Consider the following 19745-nt stretch of genomic DNA (forward strand, 5'->3'; position numbering starts at 1 on the left):
CGCCTCTTCGACTTGTCCCGAAGAAGTGGAGCGCATTTTAGAGATTTATCGCCCCGCGTCAACCGCTAATTGCAATTAAATTGATAAAAGTGGTTCGTTTGCTTTTTTATTATACTACTGGTGTTTTTATTGAGCTAAAGGGGAGTAAAATACACTCAGGACATAGTGCATGATAGTCAAATGCTATGTTATTTATTGTCCATGTATTCTGCTATTTAATATTTACTGGTTATTATAAGGACTTAATAACGTCATTAAAGTTATATAAATGAGCACTATAGTCTCGGTTACACGACAAAAATGCTTTCGAACTATAGGTAAGGGGTACTTACCTGATTAAATTGAATAAAAATTGCACTTATAGTTGCACATTACTAAAAGGTGGGTAACATAGAATTGCAATTTAAGTTTTTATAAAATAATAATTAGGTATCCATTATGAAGTCTCCTCAAGCATTAACGCTAATTGTTGCGTTAGTATTCTCTGTTGCTATCTATTTTTTAGCTAGCAGTAATGTATTCGAGCTAACAAGTATGAGCGTTGCAGTTGTCGCTTTTGTTTGTGCATTTATCGCGCCGCTAGTTGGAAAGGCCGAGTCAAATGTAGAAGAAGCCGATGCAAGTATTACCACTCTCTATGTTGGCAACTTGCCATATAGAGCTAACGAAGCCGCTGTTAGAGAACTTTTTTCCGAATATGGTCAAGTTCAATCGGTAAGATTAATGAAAGATAAACATACAGGGAAAAGACGCGGATTTGGTTTTGTTGAAATATCATCAGCAGATGCCGACAAAGCTGTTTCATCATTAAATGATAGTGAGTTCCAGCAAAGAACACTTAAAGTTCGTGAAGCAAAAGAACGACCAGAGCAAGCTGCTGAATAAAGTCAGAGCAAATTGTTCATGAGCATAAGCCCACTTTTCTGTGGGCTTTTTAATATCTAGACATCAAATTAAGCATAACTTTCAAGCGATTATACAGGCACGCTATTTATAGTAAGCTATATTTAGCGTATTAATCATGGTCATTTTCGACTAAATGCTATGCTTGAAAAACTAATTCTTCTAGAATACAGCTATTAATTACTAGACAAAAATGGCGCACTCGCTAGAATCCTCGCCTCATAATCTGTTCGTCGTATTCACTATCAACAAGGTATTTCAATGTTTAGCCACATTCACCCCGACAATTATCAATCACAACTTGATGAAAAACAGCAAAGTATTACAGCAGATTTTGCTGAGTTTGAATTGCCAGCATTTGAAATATTCACCTCACCAACATTAAATTATCGTCAGCGCGCTGAATTTAGAGTTTGGCATGAGGGCGATGATCTTTATTACATCATGTTTGATAGTGACACTAAGCAAAAATTCAGAGTTGATGACTTTCCTGTTGCCAGTGAACTTATTAATCAATTTATGTCTGCATTATTAGCTGATATAAAAGATAAAGAGGTTTTACGTCAACGCCTATTCCAAGTAGATTTTCTTGCGACGCTAAGTGGAGAGGTGTTAGTCAGCTTGCTTTATCATAAGCAATTAGATGAGCAATGGCTTGAGCAAGCAAAACAATTAAAGGCGCGTTTGTCCGCTATTGCTCCTGTAGATATTATCGGACGAGCAAGAAAGCAAAAAGTTATCTTAGACAAAGACTATGTCATGGAAACCTTAACTGTTGGTGAAAAACAATTTCATTACCAACAAGTTGAAAATAGCTTTACTCAGCCAAACGCCAAAGTAAATGAAAAGATGTTGCATTGGGCACAACAAGCCACTAAAAATATCGGCGGAGATTTAATTGAGTTATATTGCGGTAATGGTAATTTTAGTATTGCCTTAGCAGAAAACTTTGACCGCGTATTGGGCACAGAAATATCTAAGTCATCAGTTAAATCAGCACAAGTTAACATTGCCGCTAATAAACTTGATAATGTTGATATCGTGAGAATGGCCAGTGAAGACTTTAGTCAAGCGATGAATGGCGAGCGAGTATTTCGTCGTTTAGAAGGTTTTGACCTCACCAGTTATAATTATCAAACCGTACTTGTTGATCCTCCGCGAGCAGGTCTTGATCCTGACAGTGTAGAGCTAGTGAGTCGTTTTGAACGAATCATCTATATTTCATGTAATCCAGTAACATTACGTGAAAATTTAGCCGAACTGGTTAAAACCCATAAAATAGAGCATTTCGCTCTATTTGATCAATTTCCTTATACTCATCATGTTGAAACAGGCGTTATTTTGTCTCGCCTTTAACTTTTTTACTTTTCAATTCGCTACGGTTTTCATTACGAACGCTAAACTCAAAGGCACCTCGAGCAATAAATCTTAACTGTTTAATTGTTCGTTGTGCTAACTCTGCTAAGTCATTTTTATCACAATCGAGTGCATCAGAGCCCGCACTGAAAACAATCGTCACGGCGGCATTAGCTTGTAAGTAAGCAACTTCACCATCTAATTTATTTGCTTGCTGTAAATAATCACATAGCTCTAAAGTAAAATAACGAATCTCTCGGTTCACTGCTGCCCGAAAGGCTGCAGAGGTTCCTGAACGTTCTCGTAACAACAATCGAAATATATTGCCGTTATTTTCAATAAACTCCATAAAAGTACGAACAGAAATTTGTATAACAGACCCTCCCTTCTCAATTCGTTGTCTTGCTTGCCGCATTAATTGACGCAAAGTCAGCCCAGCTTCATCGACTAAAGTTAAGCCAAGTTCATCCATGTCTGAAAAGTGTCGATAAAATGAAGTTGGTGCTAATCCTGCTTCTTTTGCAACTTCTCGTAGGCTCAAGCTAGAAAAACTTCGTTCACTGCTGAGTTGCCCTAAGGCAGCATCAATTAATTGTCGACGCGTTTTTTCTTTCTGTAGTGCTCTAATACCACTCATAGCCGGACACCTAGTCATTACTTTCACTTTATATCGAGTTGATATGATACTGAAAATAGGTAATATTACTAGTAAATTACGCGAATCTAATGACGTTGAATTTTTTATCGGGGTTAATAAATCAACATTGAATACTTGACTCGACAACGAGTAAAGTTAAAATAGCGTACATGTGTACACCGAAATTTTCGGTGATTAACTCTAGATGGAAAATAAATGAAAAAACCACCTATTATCTGGTTAAATGTTTTTGTATTCAGCATTACCTTTTTATTTGCTGCAATCGCAGTACCTTACCGCGCATTTACTCATGGCTTTGATGCCGCAGAAATCACTGTAGCAATTATTTGCTTTATCTATTGTGGCATGTCGATCACTGCGGGTTATCATAGACTCTGGTCACATAGAACTTATCAAGCACACTGGTCACTACGCCTAATTTACGCTTTAGGTGGTGCATTTGCTTTGCAAAACAGTGCACTGCATTGGTCTTCAGATCACCGTATCCACCATAAACATGTCGATAAAAACCATGTAGACCCATACTCCGCAAAAATGGGTTTTTGGCATTCTCATATCGGATGGATGATTAGAGATTTTCAACCAGAACGATACAATGATTACGATAACGTTCGCGATCTACAAAAAGATGCAATCGTAGTTTGGCAGCACAAACATTATTTACTGTTAACTATTTTAATGAATGTTGGTGTACCTTTATTGTTTGGTTTATGGCATGGCGATGTGATTAGTAGTTTACTGCTTATTGGTTTTTTACGCTTAGTGCTAAGTCACCACACAACATTCTTCATCAATTCATTGGCACACATTTGGGGTAAACAGACCTACACCGAAAAAAATACCGCTCGTGATAACGGTTTTTTAGCCTTTTTTACTTTTGGTGAAGGTTACCATAACTATCACCACATCTTTGAAAACGACTATCGAAATGGTATTCGTTGGTGGCAATTTGATCCCACTAAATGGCTTATCAAGGCCTGTGAACCACTCAAGTTAACGTCAAAATTGCGTGTGACACCTGAAGATAAAATAGAAAAAGCGCGCTTATCTATGATTTTACTCCGTAGTAAAGAAAAGATCGCTGCACACCCTGATGCTGAACAACTATTAGAAAGGCTACAACATGAATACGATGAACTCATTCATAAAATTAATGAGTTTTATGAAGCACGTAAAGCATTAATCGCAAGTAAACGTGAGCAACTAATAGCCGACGTGGAAAACTCAGAAGTAATGGCTCAATACCAAGAAATTAAGCGCCGATTAGCTGAGCAACAACGCAGCTGGCAAAATATGGTAGAAAAACTGGCATAAAAACAGTTACCTTAGATTTAATTCCTGCTAAAATTTTTAACATTGAAGCAGGAATTAAAGGGTCTACCGTTGAATATACAAGCACAAGCTGAAACCAAAAAAGTAAAAAAATCACCTAAAAGCTATGATTTCGACGCTATTATTATAGGCACAGGCCCTGGCGGCGAAGGCGCTGCGATGAACTTAGCTAAACGCGATAAACGCGTTGCTATCATCGAACGCTATCATAATGTTGGTGGTGGCTGTACTCACTGGGGTACCATCCCATCAAAAGCGTTACGCCAATCAGTTAGTCGCCTTATCGAGTATAATTCCAACCCGCTATTTAATGCTGGCCAAAATGCCAAACAACTCACCTTTCAAGATATTTTAAGTCATGCATCTGCTGTTATTCGTAAACAAGTAAATTTACGTAGCGGCTTTTATAATCGCAATCAAGTTGAACATTTTTACGGTGAAGCTTCATTCGTTGATAGTAATACCATTCAGGTATTACGTACTGACGGCACTATTGATACCATCACAGCCAAACAAGTTGTCATTGCTACTGGCTCTCGTCCTTATCACCCTGACAATGTTGATTTCTCGCATCCTAGAGTTTATGACTCAGATAGCATTTTATCACTTGAGCACTCGCCACGTCATATTATTATCTATGGTGCAGGGGTTATTGGTAGTGAATATGCATCAATTTTTCGCGGACTAAGCGTCAAGGTTGACTTAATTAATACCCGTGATCGTCTCTTATCATTTTTAGATGATGAGATGTCTGACTCATTAAGCTACCACTTATGGAACAACGGCGTGGTCATTCGTCATGGCGAGCAAATAGAACGAGTAGAAACGAATAAAGATTCTGTGATTGTTCATTTAGAGTCAGGCAAAAAAATGCGTGCAGATTGCTTATTATTTGCCAACGGTCGCACAGGTAATACTGCTGACTTAAAATTAGAGAATGCTGGGTTAAAAGCTGATGGCCGTGGTCAGTTAAAAGTTAACGAAGCCTATCAAACAGAAGTAGAGGGTATTTTTGCTGTCGGTGATGTTATTGGTTACCCAAGCTTGGCTAGCGCTGCTTTTGATCAAGGACGTATTTGTGCCAGCGCAATGCTAGATGGTGAGGGTAAAACCAAACTTACAGTTGATATTCCAACCGGTATTTACACCATTCCCGAGATCAGCTCTGTAGGTAAAACTGAGCAAGAACTTACAGAAGCTAAAATTCCTTACGAGGTTGGACGGGCACAATTTAAGCATTTAGCAAGAGCACAAATTTCAAATAACTTAGTTGGCTCATTGAAAATTCTTTTTCATCGAGAAACTAAAGAAATACTAGGTATACATTGCTTTGGAGAGAACGCAGCTGAAATTATCCATATTGGTCAAGCAATCATGCAACAAACTAATGGCGGTAATACCATTGAGTACTTTGTGGAAACAACCTTTAATTATCCAACCATGGCAGAGGCATTCAGGGTAGCGGCATTAAACGGCTTAAACCGACTTTTCTAATCACAATCCAGTATCGACAAAGCAGTGATAGCTTTGTCTATGCTTTTATATTTTAACTTCACCAAAAGCTGATAATATTATGAAATATGGTTTTCTAGCGGCACTGCTAATTTTTATCTTTCCTAGCCAAGCAGAAGATAGTTATAGTCTTTATTTAGTTAGACATGCAGAAAAACAAGCAACGAAAGACGATCCTAAACTTAGCCGATGTGGTGAACTTAGAGCTAAACAATTAGCAACCATACTCGAACATGCAGAAATAAAACATATTTATAGCACGCCGTACCAGCGTACAATAGCTACGGCAACACCTTTATCGCAGCAAAACAGACTAGCCATTAAGCAATACTCACCAGCAAAATTAGCTCAATTTTCACAAAAATTACTAAAGCAAAAGCAAAATACTTTGGTGGTCGGACACAGTAACACTACACCGCAATTGGCTGCACTACTCAGTGAAATGGATGTTGCTGAATTAACAGAAAAAGAATATCGTAATTTATATCAAATACAAGTTAGTGACAGTGGTAAAACCTTAACGCTATTTACTCAGCCACTAACTTGTCGTTAAACACTTTATCAAGTTGTGATTAATAGTGCTTACATATCAATATCATTTACTTTATTACCTGGCTTTATTAATTCAATTTCAGTAATAGTAAAGGGTGTGCCCCATTGCTGAATGGTCATGACATTTTTTACTTTACCTTTAATTCGAACAATTGCGCCATTTTGGGCAAACTCTATCGGCATATTCATTGGAAGTATTTTCTCACCAGAGTCGCTAATGATACCGTAAAAACCACCTTCTATATTTAGAAACTGTACACGACCACGTTGCCAACCACTAAATTTATCTTTCACTTGTTTCACTTCTTTTAATTTGTGTTCTTTTAAATCATCAATCGGTGTTGCAACAAGCTTAGTCGCTTCTTGTTCAGTAACTTCACGCTTAGTTTCTTGCGCCGTAGGTTCATCTACTTTTACTAAATCACTTTCTTCATTATCCTTAGAGCTGCTTCCACAGGCACTCAGCAATAAAGCAATCATCAAGGTAGATAAAATATGTTTATTTTTCGTCATTATAAAGTCCATCAATAATCCATTTATTGTTTAAGCATACCTGATAGCTAAGCGATAAAATAGTCGTTAGATTTTTGTTCACTGAATCTGAAAGAAAGATTTATTAAATAACCTGAACTCTGGATAAGCAGCACTTGCTCAATCCTCCCTTTTAAGCCACTATTTGCGTTAAAACGTCGATAAATAGCGCGTTATTGATAAACTTTTTGCCTTGGAAATGGCATAAAACCAAGCATTGACGGTGTCTATTAGTGATGTTCATCTTGCTATAGCATTTACTTTGCCACCTAAGCCTTTGATTCACTTGAATATCAAACACTCATTATCCAGAATTCAGGTTAAATACTAAAATAAAAACATGGATTAAGGCTCAGGAATGAGAACTGTATAGGCTTTTTGTTATAAATAATCTAACGTAGTTTACTCTTACGCCACCAAAAAGATTACATGATATTTCTGCTAATAAAAAAGGAGCCTAAGGCTCCTTAAATAGTGTCATCATAATCCTCTATGCAAACAGCTGTTCATAAAGCTGATTGCTGAGTATTTATTTATGAAATGGTTTACTTAAACGATGTACCGAATCAATAAAATGTCCAGCATGAGCAGGATCCACATCTGGGTGAATACCATGACCTAAGTTAAATACATGGCCTGTTCCACCCTCACCAAAACCGGTTAATATTTTTGACACTTCTTGTTCAATACGTGGCAATGGTGCATATAACATAGATGGGTCCATATTACCTTGTAGTGCTACTTTATCACCAACACGTGCTTTAGCATTTTCAATATCAATGGTCCAATCAAGACCAACAGCATCACAACCTGTTGCAGCGATATCCTCTAACCACATGCCACCATTTTTAGTGAACAAGGTTACTGGTACTTGGCGACCGTCATTATGGCGCGTTAAGCCATCAACAATTTTTGCCATATATTGCAATGAAAATTCTTTATAATCACGTGGCGACAAGACACCACCCCAAGTATCAAACACCATCACTGACTGCGCACCCGCTGCAATTTGAGCATTTAAATAGGAAATAACTGAGTCAGCCAATTTGTCTAACAGTAAATGTAATGTTTGCGGCTCGGCAAACATCATTTTTTTGATCTTAGTGAAAGCTTTTGAACTACCGCCTTCAAGCATATAAGTTGCCAATGTCCATGGACTACCTGAGAAACCAATCAACGGAACATCACCGTTCAAGGTTTTCTTAATTGTACGAACAGCGTTCATCACATATTGTAATTCGCCTTCAGGATCTGGAATACCTATTTTATCTACATCGGCCTTACAAGTAATTGGACGTTCAAATTTAGGACCTTCACCTGTTTCAAAATAAAGCCCTAACCCCATAGCATCAGGAATCGTCAAAATATCACTAAACAAAATGGCAGCGTCAAGCGGAAATCGGCGTAACGGCTGAATAGTAACTTCGCATGCTAAATCAGCATCACGACAAACACTCATAAAATCGCCAGCACCTTTACGTACTTCACGATACTCAGGTAAATAACGACCCGCTTGGCGCATCATCCAAACAGGAGTGTAATCAACAGGTTGACGCAATAGCGCACGCAAATAAGTATCGTTCTTTAATTCAGTCATGAAAGTTCTTCTCCGCAATAATATGCGCGCATTCTAGCACTTCAAATTTTATTGATCTATGTTCCAAATCAAATCTCCTCGTACTGATGGCATTGTTAACTATTTTTTTAATCAAAATACTATTTGTTAACCATTAAAAAAAGTCGTTCAATAAATCAGCAAGCTGATTAAAAAGAGTTTTTATGAAAAATAATTCAATTTTTTTTAAAAAATAATAATGTGCCGATGAGCCATCAATTACGACAATAAAGTCGAAAAACTTCACAAGTGGTACACCAGAAAAATATTCTGCTCACTGGTACTCATAACTAACCAATAAGTGCTTACAACTTGATAGATAACACTTTTTCACAATCTATTAGCACTCATATATCATTTAGCTTAGTAAAAAACACTCTTTTCTCTTAACTACCTAATTTATAAGTGTAAAATATTCTGACAGTATAAAGTTACGTAAATAATTATACGAAAATATTCGTGGAATATATGCTCTATTAAAGTTGTTGCACAGAGAAAAAGCCTTTGCTATAAATTGTCCCGCGCTAGAGAAAAACAATAATAAAAATAAAGAAATAAATAAAAAGAAGCTAGTTTACTAGACCACACAGCGAGCATTTCAAGCCTTACTTCGGTAAGGCTTTTTTATTGCCTAAAATAAAACTAAATAAGCCAATCAGCGGCCTGAGAGTGACCTTAAATGACTTGATATAAATAGCCCTGATGCTCTTAAATGATAAAACTCATATGAAATGCATGAAAGCTCTGCATATTAATGCCGCGGTATGCTTCTTCTGACAAAGACTTCGCTTCATTAACATCAGTGCGCAAAGGCGATGGCCAGTTGTCGCAGTCTCAGTAAAGTTATTTTAGTTAAACTACCTTAGGCCTGAGCAGAATTGCACGGCTGAACGTAAGCAGCTACTAAGCTGAAATAGCGAATGCCATACCAAACTGTCATTTCTAGCTAACAGGAGTTCAATGTGAAGGTATTATGGTTATTAAGGGCCTATGGCATTTATAATGCATTTAAGTATATTATCTCAATAGTTATCCTATCAATTGAGGTGGCAACAATAGGCCAAATAAAGTTTAACAATAGAGTGAATTAACAAGAGTAGACATATGATATCTGCCCCAACACTAAACCGATTTAGTAAAATAGCATTTTTGTTATGGCTTTTTGCTTTAGGGCAAAGCCTAATGGCCATGCTAGGTATTTTTACGATTAATCAAAGTGGCACCGAACGAGTGATTTTTGGCATGATTGAATTGCTCACTATGCTACTATTGATTTTAAACGCTGTTGCTATCCGTAATTTTATCGCTAAGCAAAATAGCACTAGTGCACATTTTTTCAGTAAAGTTTGCCTATATTCACTGCTCTTTTGTGCCGCTGGTGATATTGTTAATAGAAACTTTCCACAATTATTTTATCAATACGACGAAGTAATTCAGCACAGTTACTTAGCTGATTCAGTATTGTTTTTCTTTCCTGGCTATTTGATGCTAGTGATCGCCATTGCTTATTTAGCGATTAAAAATGGCTTCTCAAAAAAATTACTTATGATAAGTAGCTTGCTAGTAATGATTATTGCGTTAGCCACCTACCAAGATATGCATTTACCGACAACCAACATTTTTTTTACGTTGATAACCGCCTCCTATTCTGTCTTGGTCAGTATTTTAGCGCTATCAGCTATTTGGTTAATAAGCGCATTTAGACAACGAAAAATACCCACTCGGCTTTGGTGGGCAGCTGCCGGATTAGTGTTGGCAATGATTGCAGATGCTTTAATTGGTAAGTTTTGGATTTTTGGCGCCAATGGCCAAGGTTATTTTCCGCTAATCAGTCATCTCAATTGGATTATTTACTTCGGTTCGCAAGCCTTGATTCAACAGCTTCCTATCGCGTTATTACAGATAAAAGCTGAATTATCCCTTGAGCCGATGACAAGCAATTAAATTACAGTGGTTAGATGTTATGTTCTAACTAAAAATAAAAAACCAACCTCGCGGTTGGTTTTTTAACGATTAAAGATAAATACCTTATTATTGGTCGCCAACTTGTGGTGCCGCTTCAGGCTTAACAATTTCTAGTAATTCAATTTCAAATTCAAGTACTGAATTACCTGGAACCTGTGGTGGTTTGCCATTAGGTCCGTAAGCAAGATCTGAAGGAATAGTAAATTTATACTTAGAGCCTACAGACATTAATTGTACGCTTTCAGTCCAGCCTGGAATAACACCATTAAGAGGAAATACTGCTGGTTGATTACGATCATATGAGCTGTCAAATTGCTCACCGTTTATAAAAGTACCTTTATAGTGAACTTTAACCGTGTCAGTTGCTACCGGCTTTTCGCCTTCAGCGGCTTTTAATACTACGTACTGAATACCAGACTCAGTCACTTGTACGCCATCTTTTTTAGCGTTTTCTTCTAAGAACTTTTGACCTTCGGCTAAGCTTGCTTCTGCGCTAGCTAATGCTTGCTCTCTTTGCTTTGCTTTCATTGCTTGATCTAAATTCATCAACAAAGCTTGAATGTCTTCTTTTTCAATTTGTGACTTACCTGCCATGCTATCAGTAAAGCCACGAATGATAATTGATTTGTCTAGCGATAAACCTACTTTATCGTGCTCTTCTAAGTTGCGCTCCATGTACATACCAATTGAAGCGCCTAGACCATAGGCTTGCTTTTGTATTTCGGTATCAAGGGCAATAGCTTTTTCTTCTTGTGTAGCTGACTCTTGACAACCCATAACTGACAATAAAGCAATAGCGACTAAAGTCGGTTTAAAAAATTTCATTTACATCTCCGTTTTACTACTCAGTTGGAAATTCCCGCTAAGTCATTTAAATATGTGTGAATTGTGAAACAATGCGGCTTATACTAACGATAAATGCCTCAAGAAAAAAGTATTAATATTTTGCTGAACTGTAACTTAAAATTTCTGAAATACAATATAGTGCTTTTATTAGCCTTACTTGCCGGCTGTCAGCCTGCAGGCCAAGCACCAGTGCAAAGGTGGCAACATGCAGCAGAAGGCGCATACGCAGCTAACATTTCTAATGATGGTAAATACAGTGTCGTTTCATCAATTCATCATGGCATAACGTTATGGGATTTAGACAACAACGCGCTTAAATATACTTGGTCTCAACAACAAAACAGCGCTGATAATTTAGTTTTAGTTGCTGATATTGCAAATAATAATAGCCATGCACTGACAGCCAATCGCAACGATTTTTCGTTATGGAATATTGACAGTGGTCAATCGGAAGGCTTTTGGTCGATTTCTGAGTCAACTATTCGTGATGTTGCGGTATCAAATAATGGTGCTCACCTACTCATAGGCCAAGGTGATGGTAAAGTTGAACACATTACGCTTGCCACAGGCCGACGCCTAGAATTTTTAGGTCATCAAGAAAAAATTAATGCGGTAGACATGCTGCCCAATGGTCGCATTGCCATCTCAGGCTCTAATGACTTTGTTGCTTATGTATGGGATACCTTGTCGGGACAAGTTATTTATCGTTTTAATCATCCGAGTCGCGTCACTATGGTGGCACTTGACCCTAAAGGTCGATACGCCTTTACCGCTGACAGTAAGAAGTCAGCCAATATTTGGGACTTAAAAACCGGCAAGCTTGTGTCAAAATTAAATTATTTCAATCGCCAAGAGGTTTTTAGTGCTGTACAGTTTTCACCTGATGGCACTAAATTATTAACCGGTGCTCCCTCTCGTAAAGTCAGTATTTGGGCTATCGCAACCGGTGATCGTCTAACGAGTTGGCGCGTTTTGCCGCGAGACGATATTAGACCCGCCGGAGCTGTTGTTTATAGTGTTGCTTTTAGGGATAATAGCCAAGTAATTACTGAAAGCTCTTCAGGATACGCCGAATTATGGCAGGTAAATAAATAGTGAATACAAGTAGTGAATTGAAACAAGCGATAGAGTCGCTTGAAACTCGCAATGCATTTCAAGATGATGTTATCGAACAACTCAACCATGAGATAGCGATACATCAAAGCCAAATTGCTGAGCTTAAACATCAACTAGCCCTGTTGGCGAATAGAATCAAAGAAAACACCCCTGCTCAACAAGGTAAAGAGGAAATAGAACCCCCTCCTCCACATTATTAAGCAAGCATTACCGTTAAGCACTGCCTATCACATTCAAGGCAGTGCCTTAAATCATTCCTCTCAATAACACCATATTAATACCCGTAATTACATTATTTTTAATGCTGTAATCAATTCAAGCATACCGATGAGCAATTAGCTAAGCCAGCTACTTAAAAGCTAAACGTCAAGTATTGCTTACTCAAGCTCTTACGCTAAAAATTTACTTGATTACTCCATTCTTTCAGCAAAAACTCAGCTATTCTTAAGTTACGTTTGCTATGTTAATGATATTTAGCTGAAATTTTATTGGGTTTATCTTGAAAATACTGATCATTGAAGATTCAACTTCTCTTCGAAGAAGCCTAAAAATAGGGCTATCTAACCTTGGCTTTACCGTTGATGATACGGGAGATGGCTCAGAGGGTTTAAGCATGGCGCTTGCCGGAGATTACTCTCTACTCATTTTAGACCTAATGCTACCATCCGTTGATGGAACCGCTATTTTAAAAGCCATTCGAAAGGTTAATAAAGACCTTCGTGTGCTTATTTTATCTGCCAGAGATTTAACTGAAGACAAAATTGAAGGCTTATTAAATGGCGCCGATGATTACCTCACTAAGCCTTTCTCTTTTGATGAGTTACATGTACGTTTATTATGCTTGATGAGACGCGGTAGCTTAAATATAGATAGCACGACTATTACTATTGGAGCATTTTGTTTAGACCTACACTTAAAGCAATTACATTGCGATGGCAAAGACGCCAACTTGACCCCCAACGAATACAAGCTAGTTGAGTGTTTATTCTCTAATCAAGGTAAAGTTATTTGCCCTGAAAAACTCAGTGAATACTTAGCGGGACAGTATGATGCTGTAGCAAAAAACTCTATTGAAGCACATTTATCAAGCACTCGAAAAAAGACCAGAGCATTGGGCTACGATTTACCGATAAAAACAAAGCGCGGTTTCGGATATTTTGTGGAAAACAACTGATGTACTCTATTAAGAAAAAGCTAAGTCGTTACCTGTCGGTTTCTGTGTCAGTGTTGTTAGTGTCGATACTTTTAGCAACTGATATCAGTGTCGATACTTGGATCAGTCAAGAGTTTGATCGAGCGATGACTAATAAGTTGCACTTGTTAACGACTTTGGTAAATGAAGATAATGAAAAGGTATACTTTGATTTTGCCGATGAGTTTATGCCTGAGTTTTCTGGTGCAACTGATCCTGAGTATTTTCAATTATGGTACGACAATAAGGTTTTTGAACGTTCAAAAACTTTAGCTTTGTTTGACGTTAATAATCTTCCGCAAATTGATCTGGTATTAAATGAGGCTAAAATTATCAATGTTACCTTACCTGATGGCCGTTCAGGACGTATGATTACAACGCAATTTATACCGCAAATAGATAGTGATATACGAGAAAAATTTACTGAACCAGTAAACAACGTTACCAAACATCAAAAACCTATGATGCTAGCTTATGCGGTTAGCAATGAAAGTCTAAATCAAACACTTTGGTTTGTTGATATTATTTTTATTTTATCTTCGCTCTCAACCGTGTTTGCCGTTCACTTTATTGTTTACAAAGTAGTAGAGCGCGGCTTAATACCGCTAGATAGCCTAAATAATGAGATTAAGTCTATCAATCTTAATTCAGATATTAATGCTATTAACACAGACAATTTACCAGAAGAATTACTGCCTGTTGCCGGGGGCATTAATCATTTCCTTAAAGAAAACAAAAAACTGTATGCCAGAGAAAAAAGAATGAGTTCTGATATTGCTCACGAGTTAAAAACCCCCATTGCAGAGCTGATCAATTTAAGCGAAGTCGCGATAAAATTTCCTGAAGACAAGCAAATATCAACCTCTTTTACCACCGATGTACTCAATATTTCCGAACGACTCAAAAGTATTGTGAGCAGTATTTTGTTACTGCAAAAGAGTACTAATAATGCAGAACTTACAAAAAGCGCTATTACTATAACAAGTTTTATGGCGGCTATATTGCAACGGGAAAATAAAGCAAAACGTGACGTTTCGTTAATAATAGCGCCAGAAATTGATACCGTAATAACCAATGAATTTGCTCTTGAAACCGTATTAACTAATTTGCTCAGTAATGCGCTACATTACAGCCCTGCCGATAGCCAAGTGAACATATGGGTAAATTTCGATAGCAACCAAGAGCGAGTGAAATTTCGTCTTGAAAATACCAGTATTTATCAATATACAGAGCAAGAGCTCGGACAGTTTTTTGAACCTTTATGGCAAAAAGATCAATCAAGAACCTCTTCACAACGATATGGCTTAGGGCTAGCAATAGTTAAGTCTTATTGTGAAAAAATTGATGCCGAGATAAGAATAAACCTAACGTCAAAAAATCAACTCTCTTTTACCATCATCGTATAATCAAGCCTCGCGATACTTATCTGATAGCAGTAAAGCCAACTTTTTAATACTAGCGCTTTAATAAATTAAAATAGCATAGTAAAAGCCTTATCACTTTATCTACAACACTAGATGTTAAGGATTAGCTCAGCTTTCTCCTACCTATGCTTTACCCTAGTTTGTATGTTTTATCAGACATTTCTTGTTTACTTATAAATATTGTAACTCGTTATCTTAAGTAAATTATCAAGCAAATTTAGGTGACTTATCAGTTTATACTAAGCCAATCTTAAGCTAGCTTCAATAACATAGAAACACTTACATAAAGGTGTTTTTATGACAATGACATTTTATCAAATAGCGGCCAACACAGCGCTGAATGCTATCTACTTTTCAAACCAAGCTAACATATTACAACCAGCAACAATTAGGCAATTAAAGCGCGGTTTACCTACAGACATGCTCTGCCATGTAGCACTAATCACGATAAGCTCAATGTTACTAGTGAGTGAGCCAGCATGAGAAAAATATTCCGCTTTATTCGCGAGCAAAGCCTAACGCCAAATCAGCTGTTAGTTATAACATGTAGCTATTTAGCGCTGATATTGAATTTACCCTTTCTTACTCGGGCATCTTCAGCGATTGCGGCACTCGAAAACTACAATGTATTATTCTTGGCTTCTTTGCCGTTTTTTCTTTTCAGTTTAATGCTGCTGTTACAAGGTTTACTTGCCTTTAGGTGGATAACAAAACCCATATTAATACTAACAGTACTCGTATCAGCACTGATATTCTATGCCACTGTAACTTATGGTATTGTGTTTGATTATGGCATGGTACAAAACAGCTTTGAAACCGATACTGCAGAAGCATTAAGTTATATAAACGTTTACGCTTTAGGCTTTTTTATTATTTTTGCTATCATTCCTTGCTGGCTTATTTATTCTGTAAAGCTAACTTATCAACCGTTTTTAAAAGAATTGCTTAGCCGCTTAAAATTACTCAGCGCCAGCTTTGGATTCGCCTTTCTAGTCGCCAGTGTATTTTATTCTAACTATGCTTCTGTTGGCCGTAATAATAAAGATATTGCTAGCTATATTATTCCTTATAAAATGGTTGATTCTTCGTATAAATACATCAGAAATCACTATTTCTATCCACCATTAAAATTTCAAGTTTTAGACACAGCACCATCGATTGTTCGCGCAAATAATAAAAAACATGTGACGGTTATGGTATTAGGAGAAACTGCTCGAGCAATGAGTTTCTCACTCAATGGCTACCCTAAAAACACGAATCAATATACGGAAAAACAAGGTGTGGTATCCTTTTCAAATATGAGCTCTTGCGGAACAGCCACAGCGGTTTCCGTGCCTTGCATGTTTTCACGGTTGGACAAACGTAATTATGATAAACGTATCGCAACAGCCCAACAAAATGTCGTTGATATTATTCATTTAGCGGGTGCTGATGTTTTGTGGATAAGTAATAATAATGGCAGCTGTAAAGGCGTTTGTACTCGAGTTAAAAGCGAGCAAGTGGCAACCGACACCTCAAATCCATTATGCGACGGTGAATATTGTTACGATGAAGCCCTACTAAAGCCTTTAAGAGCTAAGCTAAAAAACCTGACTCATGAAAATACTTTAATTGTGCTACATATGATTGGCTCGCATGGCCCTACTTACTTTAAACGCTACCCTAAAAACCAAAGAGTTTTTACCCCTGACTGTCAGCGAAGCGATATACAAAATTGCACACAAGAAGAGCTGGTGAATACTTACGATAACACCATTGCCTATACCGATTTTGTGCTGTCAAAAGTCATCAATGAGATGGCAACGTTAGCCGAAGAACAAGCGATGGAAACCTCAGTATTGTATGTTTCAGATCATGGTGAGTCTTTAGGAGAAAAAGGGGTTTATTTACATGGTCTGCCATACGCATTTTCTCCTGAAGAGCAAACACATATTCCAATGATTTATTGGAATGATAAACAGCAAACTGACTTTAGCTTGAGTTGTCTCGCCCAAATGTCAGGTGCGCCGTTAAGTCATGATAATGTTTTTGATACATTACTCAGTATTATGTCAATTCAGTCGACAGCTTATATTAATGACAAAGATTCATTTATCCACTGTAAATCGCTATCGGCAATTGCTCGAACCACGACAGTTAATCAACAACATTTAGAGGCTATAAACTAGTGTTTAACAATAAAGATAAACCCAAAGGACTAAAACGTATTTATCTAGCTTCGCTAAATTCTTTTCGGGCATTTAAATGGCTGTATCAAAATGAGTCCGCATTTAAACAAGAGTTACTGTTACTTTTTTTATCAGTTCCGGTTAGCTTTCTCTTTAATATTAGTGCCGCAGAACAGGTAGTACTTGTGCTGGCAATTGTATTTATTATTTTTACCGAAGTGCTCAATACGGCAATTGAGGCTGTGGTTGATCGGGTAGGACTTGAGATACACCCTTTGTCGGGATTAGCAAAAGACTTGGGCTCTGCTGCCGTATTAATCAGCATGATAATTGCCATTATCATATGGCTGGTTATATTATGTTAATAACCTTCTTAGCAGCTTTATTTCAGTTTAACTTAAGTAAGTCTTAAGCTTGATTATTTAAGGTAAGCATTGTGTTTTATTTATTCATACCGAACAACAATGCTTACTTCAATCATTTACCTAATACGACCATTTATACTATTCGCTATAATATTAGTGCTGAGCTTATTTATCTCAAGACTTGGCTTAAGCGTTTGGCAGTTTGAACGAATAGCAAACATTGAAAGCTTAATAACATTACTCTTTAATGGTTTGAGGATTGATTTAAGCTCCATTGGCTACTTATTGGTTATCCCTGCATTGATACATCCTTGGCTCATGCTGTGGCATAAATATTCCGCACATTGGCTCACCTTACTTAGCGGGATATTTACCGCCGTATTTATTAGTGTTTTGTTTTTTGAATTAGCCACGCCAGCATTTATTAATGAGTATGGCTTTCGCCCCAATCGATTGTTCATCGAATATCTAGCTTATCCTAATGAAGTCATGAAAATGCTTTTTAATGGACATTTAGTCACCCTAATACTGGTGATTTCATTGCTGATATTCATCAGTAAAATATTTTGGCAACTAAACCACAGGTTATTTCAACGTTATCAGCAAACACAGCAAGGAAATTTGACGTCATCGGTTATCTCATTTTGTTTGCTTATTGTGGTACTTTTTGCGTTTGCTAGGGGTACAACGGGACATAGACCCATTAACCCCTCATTGGTTTATTTCTCAACCGACCCATTGATAAATTCGTTAACGCTTAATTCTATTTACAGTGTTACACACGCCTATAAACAATTTGGCGATGAAGAAAATGCCGCCAAACTCTACGGTAAGATGCATGAGCAAGACCTTATAGATATTATTCAAACTGAAACACAACTTGCTCCCCAGTCGTTTCTTGTTTCCGATCTACCATCATTAAATAAACGCTTACCTGTTTACCAAGGCAAAGCTAAAAACTTAGTTATTATTTTAGAAGAAAGTTTAGGTGCACAATTTGTTTCTTCTCTAGGCGGCATAGCATTAACACCTCAAATAGATAAACTCAATAATGACGGCTGGGCTTTTAAGAATTTATACGCTACGGGAACACGCTCAGTACGGGGAATAGAAGCTGTAATCACGGGCTTTACTCCAACCCCAGCAAGAGCTGTTGTTAAATTAGGAAAGTCTCAACAAAATTTTTTTACCATCGCGAGTTTGTTAAAAGACAACAACTATAATACTCAGTTTATTTATGGCGGTGAAAGCCATTTCGACAATATGAAAAGTTTCTTTTTAGGTAATGGCTTTGATGATATTGTCGATTTTGACGATATAGAAAGCCCTAAATTTGTTGCCTCTTGGGGTGCCAGTGATGAAGATTTATTTCGCCAAGCAAATGTAGAACTAAACAAACTACATAACGCAGATAAACCTTTTTTCAGCTTCATTTTTTCATCAAGCAACCACGACCCTTTCGAAATACCAGAAGGCGTTGTTAAACCGATTAACTATAGTCAAGCGCAGCTAGCAAAATACAATACAAAAGAATTAGCCCGCCATAAAGCAATTCAATACGCTGATTATGCTTTAGGTAAGTTTATCGCCAAAGCTAAAACACAAGCATATTGGCAAAACACCGTATTCCTGATAGTTGCTGACCATGACGCCAGAGCTTCAGGTAGCGATTTAGTCCCCATTAATAATTTTCATATACCTGGTGTTATTCTTAATTCAGGAAAAGCAAACACCCTTGACGAAAGAGTGGTAAGCCAAATTGATTTGGCACCAACCTTATTATCATTAATGGGTATTGAAAACGTCTCACCGATGCTCGGCCATGATCTTAATAACAGCCAAGCGGCAGGAAGAGCCATGATGCAATATGCTGATAACTTTGCTTATATGAAAGGTGATAATGTTACCATTTTACGTCCAGATAAAGCCCCTCTGGCTTTTAATTACAACGCTTACACCCAGAAATTAACACCAACCCCATTAAACCCACAGCAGAATAAAATAGCCTTAGCACACGTATTATGGGGCTGCTTAGCTTACGAAAAAAAGTGGTACCCTTCAGGTCAAGCTTCACGTTTCGATTTAGCGGACAGTGCACAAGATGGCTCTCTAGCACTTACCGAAGTAGTCGATTAAGGCGCAAAAAATAATAGTAATTCACGCAGTTATTAATTGGGACAAAAAATGTATACCCAAGCCACTTGACCAGG

At 37.4% G+C, this 19745-nt stretch carries 18 protein-coding genes; 14 read left to right on the forward strand and 4 right to left on the reverse strand.

Going from position 1 to position 19745, the window contains the following annotated elements; all coding sequences use genetic code 11:
* Positions 1-438: 438 nt before the first annotated feature.
* Both B0169_RS00005 and trmA read left to right on the forward strand, forming a co-directional pair.
* Positions 439-885, forward strand: a complete 447-nt coding sequence (locus B0169_RS00005; RefSeq protein ID WP_077283488.1) for an RNA recognition motif domain-containing protein — start codon at positions 439-441, stop codon at positions 883-885.
* A gap of 279 nt (positions 886-1164) precedes the next feature.
* Positions 1165-2259, forward strand: coding sequence for a tRNA (uridine(54)-C5)-methyltransferase TrmA (trmA, locus tag B0169_RS00010; protein WP_077283490.1), 1095 nt, complete (start codon positions 1165-1167; stop codon positions 2257-2259).
* Here trmA and fabR read toward each other — a convergent pair.
* Entirely contained in the window at positions 2240-2896 is a 657-nt protein-coding gene (gene fabR / locus B0169_RS00015) for an HTH-type transcriptional repressor FabR (RefSeq protein ID WP_077283492.1), read from the reverse strand. The two genes, trmA and fabR, sit on opposite strands and share 20 nt — an antisense overlap.
* Before the next feature lie 216 nt (positions 2897-3112).
* Here fabR and B0169_RS00020 point away from each other — a divergent pair, with 216 nt between their 5' ends.
* The 3 genes from B0169_RS00020 to B0169_RS00030 all read left to right on the forward strand — a co-directional run bounded on the left by B0169_RS00020 (position 3113) and on the right by B0169_RS00030 (position 6314).
* Entirely contained in the window at positions 3113-4231 is a 1119-nt protein-coding gene (locus B0169_RS00020) for a fatty acid desaturase (RefSeq protein ID WP_077283494.1), read from the forward strand.
* 75 nt (positions 4232-4306) lie between these two features.
* The gene (sthA, locus tag B0169_RS00025; RefSeq protein ID WP_077284499.1) at positions 4307-5743 is read left to right on the forward strand and encodes a Si-specific NAD(P)(+) transhydrogenase; all 1437 of its coding nucleotides are present in this window, start codon (positions 4307-4309) and stop codon (positions 5741-5743) included.
* Between the two features lie 79 nt (positions 5744-5822).
* The gene (locus tag B0169_RS00030; RefSeq protein ID WP_143323422.1) at positions 5823-6314 is read left to right on the forward strand and encodes a SixA phosphatase family protein; all 492 of its coding nucleotides are present in this window, start codon (positions 5823-5825) and stop codon (positions 6312-6314) included.
* A gap of 29 nt (positions 6315-6343) precedes the next feature.
* On the opposite strand, the gene B0169_RS00035 is transcribed toward B0169_RS00030, so the two are convergent.
* Positions 6344-6826: a hypothetical protein gene (locus tag B0169_RS00035; protein WP_143323423.1), complete on the reverse strand. Its 483-nt coding sequence runs from the start codon at positions 6824-6826 to the stop codon at positions 6344-6346.
* Between the two features lie 547 nt (positions 6827-7373).
* Entirely contained in the window at positions 7374-8441 is a 1068-nt protein-coding gene (hemE, locus tag B0169_RS00040; protein ID WP_077283500.1) for a uroporphyrinogen decarboxylase, read from the reverse strand.
* Between the two features lie 1122 nt (positions 8442-9563).
* Between hemE and B0169_RS00045 the strand changes: the two genes are divergently transcribed.
* Positions 9564-10403: a lysoplasmalogenase family protein gene (locus B0169_RS00045; protein ID WP_077283502.1), complete on the forward strand. Its 840-nt coding sequence runs from the start codon at positions 9564-9566 to the stop codon at positions 10401-10403.
* An 87-nt stretch (positions 10404-10490) separates the two neighbouring features.
* Here B0169_RS00045 and B0169_RS00050 read toward each other — a convergent pair whose 3' ends face one another.
* Entirely contained in the window at positions 10491-11249 is a 759-nt protein-coding gene (locus B0169_RS00050; RefSeq protein ID WP_077283503.1) for an FKBP-type peptidyl-prolyl cis-trans isomerase, read from the reverse strand.
* Between the two features lie 93 nt (positions 11250-11342).
* Here B0169_RS00050 and B0169_RS00055 point away from each other — a divergent pair, with 93 nt between their 5' ends.
* The 8 genes from B0169_RS00055 (at position 11343) to B0169_RS00090 (ending at position 19671) form a co-directional block, all read left to right on the forward strand.
* Positions 11343-12365: a WD40 repeat domain-containing protein gene (locus B0169_RS00055; RefSeq protein WP_179143607.1), complete on the forward strand. Its 1023-nt coding sequence runs from the start codon at positions 11343-11345 to the stop codon at positions 12363-12365.
* Entirely contained in the window at positions 12365-12586 is a 222-nt protein-coding gene (locus tag B0169_RS00060) for a SlyX family protein (protein ID WP_235838419.1), read from the forward strand. Before B0169_RS00055 ends, B0169_RS00060 begins: the two co-directional genes overlap by 1 nt.
* A 299-nt stretch (positions 12587-12885) precedes the next feature.
* Positions 12886-13560 (forward strand): response regulator transcription factor, encoded by a 675-nt coding sequence (locus B0169_RS00065; protein WP_077283507.1) that lies wholly within the window; start codon positions 12886-12888, stop codon positions 13558-13560.
* Positions 13560-14984, forward strand: coding sequence for an ATP-binding protein (locus B0169_RS00070; RefSeq protein ID WP_077283509.1), 1425 nt, complete (start codon positions 13560-13562; stop codon positions 14982-14984). Before B0169_RS00065 ends, B0169_RS00070 begins: the two co-directional genes overlap by 1 nt.
* Before the next feature lie 315 nt (positions 14985-15299).
* Complete coding sequence (locus B0169_RS00075; RefSeq protein WP_077283511.1) at positions 15300-15485, forward strand: hypothetical protein; 186 nt, start codon at positions 15300-15302, stop codon at positions 15483-15485.
* Positions 15482-17170, forward strand: coding sequence for a phosphoethanolamine transferase (locus tag B0169_RS00080; RefSeq protein ID WP_077283513.1), 1689 nt, complete (start codon positions 15482-15484; stop codon positions 17168-17170). Before B0169_RS00075 ends, B0169_RS00080 begins: the two co-directional genes overlap by 4 nt.
* Positions 17170-17535: a diacylglycerol kinase gene (locus B0169_RS00085; protein WP_077283515.1), complete on the forward strand. Its 366-nt coding sequence runs from the start codon at positions 17170-17172 to the stop codon at positions 17533-17535. The genes B0169_RS00080 and B0169_RS00085 overlap by 1 nt, the downstream gene beginning before the upstream one ends.
* A gap of 99 nt (positions 17536-17634) precedes the next feature.
* A complete protein-coding gene (locus B0169_RS00090) occupies positions 17635-19671 on the forward strand; it encodes an LTA synthase family protein (protein ID WP_179143608.1) in 2037 nt (678 codons plus the stop codon).
* Positions 19672-19745: the final 74 nt, after the last annotated feature.

The organism is Cognaticolwellia aestuarii (assembly GCF_002000025.1).
Lineage (GTDB): Bacteria > Pseudomonadota > Gammaproteobacteria > Enterobacterales > Alteromonadaceae > Cognaticolwellia > Cognaticolwellia aestuarii.

Coding starts and splice junctions, on each gene's coding strand:
- B0169_RS00005 (WP_077283488.1), top strand. CDS start 439: ATGAAGTCTCCTCAAGCATTAACGCTAATTGTTGCGTTAGTATTCTCT.
- trmA (WP_077283490.1), top strand. CDS start 1,165: ATGTTTAGCCACATTCACCCCGACAATTATCAATCACAACTTGATGAA.
- fabR (WP_077283492.1), bottom strand. CDS start 2,896: ATGAGTGGTATTAGAGCACTACAGAAAGAAAAAACGCGTCGACAATTA.
- B0169_RS00020 (WP_077283494.1), top strand. CDS start 3,113: ATGAAAAAACCACCTATTATCTGGTTAAATGTTTTTGTATTCAGCATT.
- B0169_RS00030 (WP_143323422.1), top strand. CDS start 5,823: ATGAAATATGGTTTTCTAGCGGCACTGCTAATTTTTATCTTTCCTAGC.
- B0169_RS00035 (WP_143323423.1), bottom strand. CDS start 6,826: ATGACGAAAAATAAACATATTTTATCTACCTTGATGATTGCTTTATTG.
- hemE (WP_077283500.1), bottom strand. CDS start 8,441: ATGACTGAATTAAAGAACGATACTTATTTGCGTGCGCTATTGCGTCAA.
- B0169_RS00045 (WP_077283502.1), top strand. CDS start 9,564: ATGATATCTGCCCCAACACTAAACCGATTTAGTAAAATAGCATTTTTG.
- B0169_RS00050 (WP_077283503.1), bottom strand. CDS start 11,249: ATGAAATTTTTTAAACCGACTTTAGTCGCTATTGCTTTATTGTCAGTT.
- B0169_RS00055 (WP_179143607.1), top strand. CDS start 11,343: ATGCCTCAAGAAAAAAGTATTAATATTTTGCTGAACTGTAACTTAAAA.
- B0169_RS00070 (WP_077283509.1), top strand. CDS start 13,560: ATGTACTCTATTAAGAAAAAGCTAAGTCGTTACCTGTCGGTTTCTGTG.
- B0169_RS00075 (WP_077283511.1), top strand. CDS start 15,300: ATGACAATGACATTTTATCAAATAGCGGCCAACACAGCGCTGAATGCT.
- B0169_RS00080 (WP_077283513.1), top strand. CDS start 15,482: ATGAGAAAAATATTCCGCTTTATTCGCGAGCAAAGCCTAACGCCAAAT.
- B0169_RS00090 (WP_179143608.1), top strand. CDS start 17,635: ATGCTTACTTCAATCATTTACCTAATACGACCATTTATACTATTCGCT.